This window comes from Qipengyuania algicida, assembly GCF_009828025.1.
GTDB classification, from domain to species: Bacteria; Pseudomonadota; Alphaproteobacteria; order Sphingomonadales; family Sphingomonadaceae; genus Qipengyuania; species Qipengyuania algicida.
Window position 1 is genome coordinate 337,714 of sequence record NZ_WTYA01000001.1, and the last position, 12,356, is coordinate 350,069.

The window sequence follows — 12,356 nt, forward strand, 5'->3', positions numbered from 1 at the left end:
CGGACCAGATTAATCGGCGCTGTCGTCAGTCTCCGCCATAAAACCGGCGTTATCGTCGCCATCGCCGATTACGGCGTCGAAGGCTTCGTCGACCGGATCGAGCAGGCCGGCAGCGCGCAGTTCGGCCAGGCCGGGCAAATCCTTGCGGCTGGACAGCCCGAAGTGATCGAGGAACTCGGGCGTCGTCGCGTAGATTGTCGGGCGCCCAGGCACTTCGCGCCGCCCAGCGATCCGCACCCACCCTGCTTCCATGAGCACGTCGAGTGTCCCGCCCGACGTTTGTACGCCGCGGATCGCTTCGATCTCGGCGCGGCTCACTGGCTCGTGATAAGCGACGATCGCCAATACCTCGGTCGCCGCGCGGCTCAGCTTGCGCTGCTGCTCTCGTTCCCGGCGCAGGAGATGTGCAAGATCAGGCGCAGTCTCGAAATGCCATCGGCCTCCACGCTGGACCAGATGGACCCCGCGCTCCTCATAATGGCTCGCCAGATCGGACAACGACGCCCGAATTTCTTCTTTCGGCGCATCACCAAGAATGCCCGACAGCGAATCGACATTCATCGGTTCCTCAGCAGCAAACAGCGCCGCCTCGAGAGCTCGCTCAAGCGAGACGTTCATTGCGGCCGCCGTAGTCGCAACGGGCCAAACACCTCCTCCTGATCGATTTCCGCCTTACCGAGACGCGCCAGTTCGAGCGCAGCCACAAAACTCGATGCAAGCGCCGATCGCCTGAGGCGTAGATCAGCATGGGGCGGGAGAAAATCCTCCAGCCGCCGCCATTCGAGCGTCACCCCGAGCATTGCGGACACTCGCGAGATCGCGCTTTCCAGCGTCATCACCGGACGCTCGCGCACCAGATGAACGGCTGGTGTCGTGCGCGCCTTCACCCTGCCATATGCCTCGATCAGAGCAAACTGATCGCAACGCCAGCGCGTACGACGGGCGATTTCCAGGCCCTCAGGCGCACCGCGCAAAAAAACGTCACGCCCGATGCGGTCGCGCGCCATGAGACGCGCCACCGCTTCACGCATCGCGCCGAGCCGCTGGAGCCGCAATTGCAGGCGTAGCGCGAGTTCCTCTGCGCTTGGCTCCTCCTGCTCTTCCTTCGGCAACAGCAGGGCTGATTTCAGGTAAGCCAGCCACGCGGCCATCACCAGATAGTCGGCGGCCAGTTCGAGCTTCAGCGCCTCGGCCTGATCGATATAGCCCAGATACTGGTCGACCAGAGCGAGGATCGAGATCGAGCGCAGATCGACCTTCTGGCGGCGCGCCAGATCGAGCAGCAAGTCGAGCGGTCCCGCCCAGCCGTCTAGCTCCAGATAAAGCGCCGAATCGTCAGTTTGGGTCGCCACGCCAACGCCGTTCCAATCATCCGACGAATCGTCATCGGACGGCAGCAACAGCGCGCCGTCACTCATGCATTTTTTCCTACGAGTGCAAGCAACGCATCACGTTTAGCCAGTAGCTCGGCCGCAGGCTGCGAATCAGCAGGAGGCCCCATTGCGGAATGCACACGCTCGAGACGACGCGCTCCTTCGGGAGAAAGCGCGGGTATCCGCTCGACGATACCGACCATCTCGTCCATTTTCGCCCAGCAATTCAGGACGACATCGACTCCAGCGGCAATCGCTCTTTCGGCACGCTCGGGCACACTTCCCGACAGCGCCTCCATGTCAATGTCATCGGTCAGCAGCAGCCCGTCGAACCCGATCTCCGTGCGAATGATATCCTGCACGACCTTGTGCGACAGTGTCGCAGGATTCTCGCTGTCCCACGCGGTGAACAGCAAATGGCCGGTCATGCCCATGGGACATTTCGACGCCAACGCCTTGAAAGGGGCCAGATCATGCGCGAGATCTTCCTCGCTGGCAGTCACCGTTGGCATCGATTTGTGCGTGTCGGTAGTCGAGCGGCCATGGCCGGGCATATGTTTGATGCAACCGACTATGCCGCTGCGCGCGAGTCCGTCGAGGATCGCACGCCCTAGGGCGGCAACCTGCATCGGTTCCGTCCCAAGCGCGCGGTCGCCAATAACGTCGTGCGCGCCCGGCTGTGGCAGGTCGAGCGGCGGATGGTAATCGACCGTAATCCCCACTTCAGCCAGCTCGCGTCCGATCAATTCGGCACCGACCCTCGCCGCCTCGATCGCGCTTGCAGGCGCCAGCCGATAAAGGTCCGCGTAAGCACCACCGGCAGGGTGATCGATCCAGACCGGCGGCCTCATCCGGCGTACGCGCCCACCCTCCTGATCGATGCTGATGAGCAGTCGGTCGCGCCCATGAATGGAGCGCAAGTCGTCTGTCAGCGCGCGAAGCTGGTCCCTGTCCTCGCAATTGCGCCCGAACAAGATGTATCCCACAGGATCGCAGTCAGCGAAAAACGCCTTCTCGTCAGCGGTGAGGCGCGGGCCGGAAAGTCCGAAGATCGCGGGTGTCATACGTTAGAGATTCGCAGTCTTGCCGATGCCGCGCAAGTCGGGAAACCATCCGAAATGTGCAAAAGCCTGCAGGCGATGCTTGCCAGGCCCGGATCACTTCACCTGACAGGCAATACCCTCGGCGGAAAGCTTGGCACAGAGCTGGACCGCACCCGTATGATCGCCCCCGACAGCCTGTAGACGATAGACACGGCCTATATCGGCATGGCCTTCGATAATGCGATAGTGCACGCCACTGAGCAAACTGGTCTGGCGCAACAAGGTGTTCCAGCCAGCCTCGGCGTCGGACTTGCTCGAATAGGCGCCAACCTGCACCGCCGTCCCCGCCGGAAGACCCGCGTCGACGGTCGGAGTAGCCGTCGGCGAAGCTGTTGCCTTAGGGCTGGCGGCGAGCGAAGCGATCGGCGAAGGCGGACCGGAGTTATTGGCGATCCGCCCTTCGACTGTCTTGCCCTCGCCCACGGCGAAGCTGGTATCGCCGGTGCCCGGGAAAATCTTTCCACCCGGATCGGTGGGTCGTACTTTGAACGGTCCTTCGGGCGCTGCGATCAGCGATCCATCGGGAGGCGGCCCGTCGGACAAGCCGCGATGGGTCAGGAACCAGATGCCGCCGACCAGAAGAGCAAGCACGACCAGCATGATCAGTCCAAGCCCGACAAGCCTGCCGGTATCATAAGCAGCTGGCTCATCTTCCTCGTCGCTTTCAAGCCAGGGCAGCCGGTCATCATCTTCCAGCGCGAGCTCCTGCTCACGTGCAGATGCGCCGCGTTCCCACTCGCCCATGCCGCCGGACCCTTCGGGCCATGCCGCCATCGTCACATCTCCTCGACCGCCTCGACGCCCAGTATCGCCAGGCCGTTGCGGATCACCTGCGCGACCTGCGCTGCCATGAACAGGCGCGCAGCGGTCAGGGTGTTGTCATCGGACTGAATGATCCGCAATCCGGGATCATCATTACCCGCGTTCCAGAAACTGTGAAAGGCCGCCGCAAGATCGCTGAGGTAAAAGGCGATCCGGTGCGGTTCGCGCGCTTGTGCAGCACTTTCGACCACGCGAGGGAATTGCGCCGCTTCGCGGACGAGCGCGAGATCGGCTTCGACAAGCCGGTCGAGGTGATCGGCTGACGGTTCAACACCGGCCTTGCGCAATGTCGAACGGATCCGCGCATGAGCGTACTGGACGTAAAACACCGGATTGTCGCGCGACGCCTCGACAACCTTGGCGAAGTCGAAATCCATCTGCGCGTCGGGCTTGCGGGTGAGCATGGTGAAGCGCACCACATCCTTGCCCACTTCCTCGACCACATCGGCCAGCGTCACGAACTTGCCGGAGCGCTTGCTCATCTTCACCGGCTCGCCCGCCCGAAGCAGGCGAACCATCTGCACCAGCTTGACGTCGAACGGAACCTCGCGCCCAGCGCCCTTGGTCAGCGCCGAAACTGCGGCCTTGATCCGCTTTACTGTGCCGGCGTGGTCGGCACCCCAGACGTCGATCAGCGCATCTGCGCTTTCGGCTTTCTGGAAATGATAGGCGAGGTCGGCCCCGAAATAGGTCCAGCTGCCGTCCGACTTGCGGATCGGGCGATCCTGATCGTCGCCGAACTGGGTGGAACGAAACAGCGGCAATTCAACCGGCTCCCAATCCTCCGGTGGGGCCTTGCCCTTGGGCGCTTCCAACACGCCATCATAGACGAGATCGCGCGCGCGCAGCCATGTTTCGGCCTCTTCCGGCTTACCGGCGGCCTGTAATTCGGCTTCGGATGCGAAGACATCGTGATGAATGCCCAGCAGATCGAGGTCCGCGCGGATCATATCCATCATCGCGGCGACCGCCTGCTTGCGGAACAGCGCCAGCCACTCGCTTTCGGGTGCCATGACGAAGCGATCGCCATATTCGGCAGCGAGGGTCTTCCCGATCGGGACTAGATAGTCGCCGGGATAGAGCCCTTCAGGAATCGCACCGACATCCTCGCCCAGCGCCTCTCGATAGCGAAGGTGCGCCGAACAGGCGAGGACATCGACCTGACCACCGGCATCGTTAATGTAGTATTCGCGCGTAACGTCATGCCCAGCCGCCTCGAGCAAGCCGGCCAGCGCATCGCCAACCACCGCACCGCGACAATGGCCCATGTGCATCGGCCCTGTGGGATTGGCTGAGACGAATTCTACATTCACTTTTCGGCCGCCCCCCATGGCCGAGCGACCGTAATCGGCACCGAGTGCGGCAATCGCCTTGAGTTCGCGCCGCCACGCATCCTCTGTCAGCCGCAGGTTGATGAAACCGGGGCCAGCAATCTGTGCCTCTGTGACGTCAGGATCGGCGGTGAGATGCGAGACGATCTTTTCCGCCAGCGCACTTGGATTGCTCTTCGCGGGCTTGGCCAGAACCATCGCCGCATTGGTGGCAAGATCGCCATGCGAAGCGTCGCGCGGTGGCTCGACTGTCACGCCGTTGCGAGGGCAATCGGGCGGTAACACGCCTTCCATTTCAAGCGCATTGAGCACTGCATCGACCTTTGCGGCAAATGTAGCATGAAGCGTGTGCGTTTCGGTCATCTCAACACAAATCCGTTCTGCGGAACTGGCAAAAGGCGGCCACTAGGACCGCCCAAAGCGACTGCCGCCACATGGCGGCCTTGGCAAGTTCGGGTCAGCGAGTAGCGTTGTAGGCGAGCTGTTCCTGGGTCATCTGGAACCCTACCAGCAACTCGAATGTAGCGCGTTGGACCGCCGCGCGAACCGAAGGCTCGGACAGCGGATCGACAGCGGCATCGGCATCGCCTGCCTTGCGCGGACGAGTGATCTTTTCGCGCACATCTTCCGGGAGCGTCGCCGCCGCGCGATCGACATAGGCGGCTGCTTCGGCATGAGCCTGCGCGCGAGCCTGTCCGTCGGCGAAGTTCAGCGTCACCTTGCCGACCTGCTTGCTGACCACGGCACTGCCGCCACGAAGCACAACGGCGAAATAGGGCAACTCCACCTGCCGCGCGCCGCGCGTATCGGTTCGCCGTCCGAAGACATTGAATTGCGCCTGCGCATAGACCTTTGGCCCGGTATCGTCGCAGGTTGTGCGCACGTCCGTCATGGTCGCGGTGACGTCGATATCGCTGGCGAGCTTCTGTCCGCCAGGACGGAACAATGTGATATCGCCGGTGTAATCGGGGATACCCACCGTTGGGCATGGGCTGCGTACCGCGGAAATGCCGACGCCCTCGTTGAGCACGATTTCACCCTTGCGCGTACACCCGGCCAGCGCGAGGCCAAGCGCGGCGACCGCGATCATGCGCGATGACAGCAGGCGGGAAGACGGGGCGAATCGGTTGAGCATTGCGTATCGGTTCCTTGCGGAGAGGCACAGGTCTCGCGCGCCCTAGCTTGACGCGCGCCAAAGCGCTAGAGGGCGAGATATGAATGCCCCCTTTCCCGAAACCGCCACGGTTGATTCATCGCGCCCCGCCCTGACCCTGCTGATTGCCGCCCCGCGCGGGTTTTGCGCGGGCGTCGACCGGGCAATCGAGATCGTCGAGCGCGCGCTCGCGAAATATGGCGCGCCGGTGTATGTACGACATGAAATTGTCCACAACCGCTTTGTGGTGAACACGCTGAAGGCCAAGGGCGCCGTATTCGTCGAGGAGCTTGATGAAGTACCTGATGACGCTCCCGTAGTGTTCAGCGCGCATGGCGTGCCCAAATCGGTCCCTGCCGAAGCGCAGCGCCGCGAGATGCTTTATCTCGATGCCACCTGCCCGCTCGTAAGCAAGGTCCATCGTCAGGCCGAGCGGTTGATCGAAAAGGACAAGCACATCCTGTTCATCGGTCATGCCGGACACCCCGAAGTGATCGGGACCATGGGACAGGTTCCCGAAGGCTCGATGACGCTGGTCGAAACGGTCGAGGACGTCGCGAATCTGCCTTTCACAGAGCACGACGAACTATCCTTCCTGACGCAGACTACGCTTTCGGTCGATGATACGGGCAAGATTGTAGCAGCGCTGAAAGAACGCTTCCCCCAGATCGTCGCCCCGCGCGCAGAAGACATCTGCTATGCGACCTCCAACCGTCAGGAGGCGGTTAAGCGCATTGCCCCGGCAAGCGATCTCGTACTCGTTATCGGCGCGCCCAATTCGTCGAATTCGCTGCGTCTGGTCGAAGTTGCCGAGCGGCTTGGCACCGACGCCAGGCTGATCCAGCGCGCCAGCGACATTCAGCGCGAATGGTTCGAAGGCGTGGGAACGCTGGGGCTCACCGCCGGAGCTTCGGCACCTGAAACTCTGGTCCGCGAGGTGATCGCCCGAATCTCCCAATGGCGCGAGATCGACGAACAGCCCGTCACCACGGCGGAAGAGAAGATGGTGTTCAAATTGCCGCGCGAACTCGCCGAATAAGTTGGCTGTCTATACCCATCTCGGCGCCGAGCAGCTTGAGGGCCTGATCGCCGCTTATGACGTCGGCGCGCTGGTTTCGGCCAAGGGTATTGCCGAGGGCGTCTCCAACAGCAATTGGCTGATCGAGACCACCGGCACCCGCGACGAGCGCCAACGGTTCATCCTGACGCTTTACGAAAAGCGGATCGACACCAATGAATTACCGTTCTTTCTTGGCCTGCTCGACCACCTCGCCCAGCGTGGATGCGCGGTCCCGGCAACGGTACACGATCGCGACGGCGCGGCCTGGCGCGAGATCGCAGGAAAATCTGCTGCGCTGATCGAATTCCTGCCGGGCGTTTCTCCCGGAAAACCTACCCCGGCCCAAGCCCGTGCAGTTGGGGCCGCGCTGGCGCAAATCCATCTGGCGGCGCGCGACTTCCCGCTTGCGCGCTGTGACGACCTCGATCTCGCCGCATGCACCGCGATGCTCGCAAGCTGCGGCAAGGAACGGCTGGCAGAGATTGATCCTGCCCTCGCGCAGACAATCGAAGTCGCCCATGCGGCTGCCAAGCATCAGCCGGAAGGCTTGCCGGAATCGATCATTCATTCGGACCTGTTCCCGGATAATGTGCTGATGCTGGGCGACAGGGTTACTGGGCTGATCGACTTTTATTTCGCCTGCAACGGCGCGATGGCCTATGATCTGGCCGTGACCCATGCGGCATGGTGTTTCGACCGGAACGGCGCTGTGCTCCATGGCAGGCTCTCCAACGCGCTGCTGGCAGGTTATGAAAGCGTCAGAGCGTTGCAGGACGACGAGCGCGCCGCACTTCCCGCGCTGGCTGAAAGGGCCTGCTTGCGGTTTCTTGCCAGCCGCGCCGAGGACTGGCTCGAAACGCCTTCGGACGTGCAAGTCATGCGCAAGGACCCGATGGATTTCTGGCGTCGGCTCACCGTCTATCGCGAAATAGGAATAGACGCTTTCGCCAAGGCGTGAATCTGGTCTAGGGCCGCCAGCGCAATGAAAAAGGTCGAAATATTCACCGACGGCGCCTGCAAGGGCAATCCCGGCCCCGGCGGCTGGGGCGCTCTGTTAAGGATGGGTCCGCATGAGAAGGAATTGTCCGGCGCAGAACCGGACACGACCAACAATCGCATGGAAATGACCGCAGCAATCCGCGCATTGGCGGCGCTAATCGAACCCTGCCAGGTCGATCTGCACACCGACAGCCGCTATCTGATCGACGGGATCACCAAATGGGTCCACGGTTGGCAGAAGCGCGGCTGGATCAATGCCAGCAAGAAGCCCGTGCGCAATGCCGATCTTTGGCACGAATTGATCGCGCAGACCGCGCGACACGAAATTGCCTGGCACTGGGTACGTGGCCATTCGGGCCATCCCGAAAACGAACGCGTCGATCGGCTCGCCAGCGACGCCGCCGATCGGATCGCACGCGAAGGCGCTTAGCCTCAGCTTTCGTCGACGGTTTCCGCGCCGGGACCGTTCTTCTTCACCGATTCGATGGCGTTCTTGGCGCTGGCCTTGGACGAATAGCCTTCGGTCCAGAAGATGGCTTCGGAATTGTACATGAAGTACGCCACGAACTCGCCTGCCTTGTTCTTCTTGATCTTGAAATGATGCGCCATTCTTCAATCTCCCTTGCGGTTCCAGAAGTCGCCGCACCCTAACAAATGATATGCCTCTGGCTAGAGGAAACGGGCGGGATCGTACAATTTTGCATCGAGTGACACAGTGAGCGCGTCGCGGTCGTTGCCAAGCAATATCTGTCCGCAAAGCCGCGCGGCGGCGGGGGCTGTCTGGATACCATAGCCGCCCTGCCCGGCGAACCACGCAAATCCTTCACAGTCCGGATCATATCCGTAGATCGGCAGGCGATCGGGCGAAAAACTGCGGAGACCCGCCCAGCGGTGCTCGACCGCCAGCACACGCCAGTCGGTAACTGACTGGAAGCGGTCGATGGCCACGGCGACATCAATTTCCTCCGCCGCGGCATCGCATGGCGGAGAGGGTGTTTCGTCGTGCGGGCTGAGCCACAGCTTGCCGCTCTCGGGCTTGAAATAGAATCGTCCGGCAATGTCGAGCACCAGCGGCAGGTCCTCCGGCGGCGAAGGATCGGTGCGCAGCTGGACAACGGTGCGCCGTAAAGGAGTGATGCCAAGCGGTCGCGCGCCGGCCATCACGGCAAGCCCATCGGCCCAGGCGCCCGCCGCGTTCACCAACGTCCGTGCATGAAAGATATCGCCCGTTTCGCTGTGTAAGGTCCACAGCCCATCGCGGCGCTCCGCGATCTCAATTCGTGCCCGGGTCCGAAGCGAAACGTCGCGCTTTCGCGCCAACGAGAGATAATGCTGGTGCAGTCCGGCAACGTCGATATCGGCGCAGGCAGGTTGCCAGATCGCATCGGTCCACGGCTCGCGCAGTCCCGGTATGACTTCTGCCACCCGGTCGCGGCCGATGCGCTCGATCGTCGCCCCGGTCCGCCCGAAGCGCCGCATGAAGTCATCGAGCAGATCGTGTTCCCGTTCGCGGCCGACATAAAGCGCACCACGCGGGGTGAGAAAGCCGTGCTCGCGCAGATAGCCGCCCGAAGCGAGCGTCAGCGGCACCAGTTCCGGGCCACCATAGCACTCCTCCCAGAACGCAGCGGAGCGACCGGTGGCATGACAGCCGGGCCGATCCTCGGCCTCAAGCAACAGCACTGCGGCATGTTCGGCAAGTTCGGCGGCAAGACTGGAGCCTGCCATTCCGGCACCCACGATAGCGAAATCGAAGTGAGTCACGGGTCGCCGCGCACCTGCTCCGGCGGCGCGACCCGATCGAGAAACTCGCGTATCGCCACCATCGCACGATCACGCTGTTCATCCACCTCGCGCAGGATTTCATGATGCGCGTCCGGCCCGAACCGGGCCAGCTCGGCATTGGGTATTCGGCGACATGCCTGTTCGATCGCGCTGAAGCGCACCAGCTTGTCGCTAGTGGTTGCGATAGCCAGCACCGGGATATCGATCGCCTCAAGCAAGCTGTCTGAAAATATCTTCCGGCACGAAGCATAGGCGCGCTCGACCCACCGCCAGCTGCCCGGCCCCATCACTAACTCTGGACGTGCGTCACGCCACCACAGTTCATCGGCATAGCGTTCCGGGTCATGCGTCAGCAAATTGGCGCGCGCTGCAGGAACTTCACCCGGCTTTTCACTCCACTTCCATGCCTGACGAGCAGGATCGCCGAGGAGAGTCATCAGTTTCGCGACGAACTGGAGCGCAGGCAGAGGAAGCGGCGGCCCCGCCATGCCCAGCATTGGCGCCGAAAGCACCAGCGCATCGGGCCTGAGCCGTCGCTCAGCTACCGCCCTGAGAGCCAGATGTCCGCCCATCGAATGCCCTATCAATATATGCGGGCCATCCGTTCCGGCGCACCATTCGCGCCACAGCGCCGCCAGATCGTCGATCCAGATCGAAAAATCGTCGATGTGCCCGGTCACCGCATCCTTGCCCAGCCGCCCCGATCCGGCCTGACCGCGCCAGTCGGCGGCGGTGACCCGCCAGCCCTGTCGGTGCCATTGTTCCAGCGACTCCAGATATTTCTCGTAGAAGTCGCCGCGTCCGGGCATGAACAGGATCGAGCCGCGCGTTTCGACCATGCCAACCGGCCAGTCGATGCGCCTGATCCGCCAGCCATCCCACGCCAGCCATTCGCTCTCGATCGCATCCGCGGGAATTGCCCTACGGTCGATGACCAAATCCGGATTTTCGTGTGGAACAGCCAACCGTTCTATCGTCGATCTCCCGCGAAGTGTTTGGTTACTATTTCGTAAGCACTAGTCTTTAACAACCGCCCCGAGGGATAAACAGGGGCTAACCGATGTATCAAGATTACGCGCTCTACGGTCTGCTTGGACTCTTGGCAATTGGCCTGTTATTTGCTGCGCTTACCGATCTCCGGCGGCGTCAGATCGACAATTGGCTGAACATTACGATCGCGCTGGGCGCGCCGCTGTTCTGGTGGGCCAGCGGGCTGGCCCTGTGGCCCGATGTCGCAATTCAGCTGGGCGTCGCAGTGGCGGCCTTTGCGGTGTTCGCCGCGATGTTCGCGCTGGGCATGATGGGCGGTGGTGACGTCAAGCTCCTGACCGCTCTGGCGCTTTGGGTTGCGCCGATGATTTTCGTCAAGCTGCTGATCATCATGGCACTCGCCGGGGGTGTGCTGACCGTTGTCATGGGTTTCTGGCACATCGCGCGGCGTCAGCGCGACCGACTGGCCATTCCGTATGGCGTGGCGATCGCAGTCGGCGCGCTCTGGGTCATAGGAAATGACATGTTGCCGCACGTCACAATGATTTCGTCGGCTGCTTGACAACCCGATTTTAACCAATCCCGCTTTATGCCGGGAAACCAAAGGAACCCGCGTTCTAGTTTCGCGGGGTCGATTTAGGGGGCCTACCAAGCCATGGACAGGAAGAAGCTGGTTCTACTGGTGTGCGCGCTGGTCGTAGCGATCGGAACAGCGTTCGTCGCTCGCAGCATGTTTGCCGGAGCAGGTGCTCCGCAAGCCGAAGCCGCAGCTCCGGTGCCGCAGGGACCGCGTGTGCTCGTCGCACAGCGCGCTCTGCCGGTTGGAACAATCATCACCGCCGATTCGCTGGCTTTTCAGCCATGGCCCGGCAATATGGTCAAGGACGCCTACTTCCTCGAAGGCGAGGCGGACATGAACAAGCTGCTCGGCACCGTCGTGCGCTTTGGCATCACCGCTGGTGAGCCGGTCACGCAGGGTGCGCTGGTTGCTCCTGGCGATCGCGGCTTCCTCGCCGCAGCGCTGACACCCGGAATGCGTGCGATCACCGTTCCTGTGTCGGCCGAATCGGGCGTCGCCGGCTTCATCTTTCCGGGCGATCGGGTGGACATGGTCCTGACGCAATCGATCAACGGTGACGGCCAGGCTCTGAAAGCCTCGGAAACCATCCTTGCTAACCTTCGCGTTCTCGCGACCGACCAGGCGACGACCCAGGATACGGTCGACGGCAAGACGGTACCCAAGCAAAGCCGCACGGTTACACTCGAGGTCACTCCGCGCATCGCGGAAAAGGTCGCCGTGGCCCAGACCATGGGCACGATCAGTCTGACGCTGCGCCCGCTCGGCGAAGGTCATGCAGATCTCGAAAAGGCGCTTGCCGATGGCAGCGTCTCCATTCCCGACAACGCCACCCCGGCACAGGAAGCCAAGCTGATGCGCATGGCGGAAAGCAAGCCGGAAGACGGCAAGACGACCTACGTCACCGGCGGCGATGTATCGCGGTTCTCGCGCAGCACCCTGCCCCCGACCGGCAACGCCGGCCCTGCAAATACGACTGCCGGTGGCCCGGTTCAGCAGGTCTATCGTGGGCCGGTCGTGCGGGTGACGCGCGGCAAGGATACGACAGCCGAACCGATTTCCGGTCTCGGCAAGGCGCCGATTGCCAGCTCGACCTCAATCGGTCGGACCGGCAGCAAGCTTCAACAGACCATGGGCGTCTACTGACACCGCTCGTGAAAGCG

The 12,356-nt window shown here is 62.4% G+C and carries 14 protein-coding genes; 5 read left to right on the forward strand and 9 right to left on the reverse strand.

Annotation, left to right across the window (positions count from 1 at the left end; genetic code table 11):
- Positions 1-9: 9 nt before the first annotated feature.
- From scpB to GRI58_RS01760, 6 genes are all read right to left on the reverse strand, one after another.
- Positions 10-618 (reverse strand): SMC-Scp complex subunit ScpB, encoded by a 609-nt coding sequence (gene scpB / locus GRI58_RS01735; protein ID WP_160751819.1) that lies wholly within the window; start codon positions 616-618, stop codon positions 10-12.
- Complete coding sequence (locus GRI58_RS01740; RefSeq protein ID WP_160751820.1) at positions 615-1,418, reverse strand: segregation and condensation protein A; 804 nt, start codon at positions 1,416-1,418, stop codon at positions 615-617. The genes scpB and GRI58_RS01740 overlap by 4 nt, the downstream gene beginning before the upstream one ends.
- The gene (gene nagZ, locus GRI58_RS01745; protein ID WP_160751821.1) at positions 1,415-2,437 is read right to left on the reverse strand and encodes a beta-N-acetylhexosaminidase; all 1,023 of its coding nucleotides are present in this window, start codon (positions 2,435-2,437) and stop codon (positions 1,415-1,417) included. Before nagZ ends, GRI58_RS01740 begins: the two co-directional genes overlap by 4 nt.
- Before the next feature lie 93 nt (positions 2,438-2,530).
- On the reverse strand, positions 2,531-3,250 hold the full coding sequence (locus GRI58_RS01750; protein WP_237452007.1) for an SPOR domain-containing protein: 720 nt from the start codon (positions 3,248-3,250) through the stop codon (positions 2,531-2,533).
- A gap of 2 nt (positions 3,251-3,252) precedes the next feature.
- Entirely contained in the window at positions 3,253-4,992 is a 1,740-nt protein-coding gene (gene argS, locus GRI58_RS01755) for an arginine--tRNA ligase (protein ID WP_160751822.1), read from the reverse strand.
- A 94-nt stretch (positions 4,993-5,086) separates the two neighbouring features.
- On the reverse strand, positions 5,087-5,764 hold the full coding sequence (locus GRI58_RS01760) for a hypothetical protein (RefSeq protein ID WP_160751823.1): 678 nt from the start codon (positions 5,762-5,764) through the stop codon (positions 5,087-5,089).
- Between the two features lie 79 nt (positions 5,765-5,843).
- Here GRI58_RS01760 and ispH point away from each other — a divergent pair, with 79 nt between their 5' ends.
- From ispH to rnhA, 3 genes are read left to right on the forward strand one after another with little or no spacing between them, the layout of a single operon-like run.
- Entirely contained in the window at positions 5,844-6,821 is a 978-nt protein-coding gene (ispH, locus tag GRI58_RS01765; protein WP_160751824.1) for a 4-hydroxy-3-methylbut-2-enyl diphosphate reductase, read from the forward strand.
- Between the two features lies 1 nt (position 6,822).
- Positions 6,823-7,800, forward strand: coding sequence for a homoserine kinase (locus GRI58_RS01770; RefSeq protein ID WP_160751825.1), 978 nt, complete (start codon positions 6,823-6,825; stop codon positions 7,798-7,800).
- Positions 7,801-7,824: 24 nt separating this feature from the next.
- The gene (gene rnhA / locus GRI58_RS01775) at positions 7,825-8,271 is read left to right on the forward strand and encodes a ribonuclease HI (RefSeq protein WP_160751826.1); all 447 of its coding nucleotides are present in this window, start codon (positions 7,825-7,827) and stop codon (positions 8,269-8,271) included.
- Positions 8,272-8,273: 2 nt separating this feature from the next.
- On the opposite strand, the gene GRI58_RS01780 is transcribed toward rnhA, so the two are convergent.
- The 3 genes from GRI58_RS01780 to GRI58_RS01790 are packed head-to-tail and all read right to left on the reverse strand — an operon-like array spanning position 8,274 to position 10,600.
- Positions 8,274-8,450 carry a YegP family protein gene (locus GRI58_RS01780; protein ID WP_160751827.1) on the reverse strand — a complete coding sequence of 59 codons (177 nt, stop codon included), beginning with the start codon at positions 8,448-8,450 and terminating at the stop codon, positions 8,274-8,276.
- 60 nt (positions 8,451-8,510) lie between these two features.
- Entirely contained in the window at positions 8,511-9,605 is a 1,095-nt protein-coding gene (locus tag GRI58_RS01785) for an FAD-dependent oxidoreductase (RefSeq protein WP_160751828.1), read from the reverse strand.
- Positions 9,602-10,600 carry an alpha/beta hydrolase gene (locus tag GRI58_RS01790; protein ID WP_419957016.1) on the reverse strand — a complete coding sequence of 333 codons (999 nt, stop codon included), beginning with the start codon at positions 10,598-10,600 and terminating at the stop codon, positions 9,602-9,604. Before GRI58_RS01790 ends, GRI58_RS01785 begins: the two co-directional genes overlap by 4 nt.
- A gap of 86 nt (positions 10,601-10,686) precedes the next feature.
- Here GRI58_RS01790 and GRI58_RS01795 point away from each other — a divergent pair, with 86 nt between their 5' ends.
- Positions 10,687-11,178 carry an A24 family peptidase gene (locus tag GRI58_RS01795; protein ID WP_160751829.1) on the forward strand — a complete coding sequence of 164 codons (492 nt, stop codon included), beginning with the start codon at positions 10,687-10,689 and terminating at the stop codon, positions 11,176-11,178.
- 93 nt (positions 11,179-11,271) lie between these two features.
- Positions 11,272-12,339: a Flp pilus assembly protein CpaB gene (gene cpaB / locus GRI58_RS01800; RefSeq protein WP_160751830.1), complete on the forward strand. Its 1,068-nt coding sequence runs from the start codon at positions 11,272-11,274 to the stop codon at positions 12,337-12,339.
- The last annotated feature ends 17 nt before the right edge of the window (positions 12,340-12,356 follow it).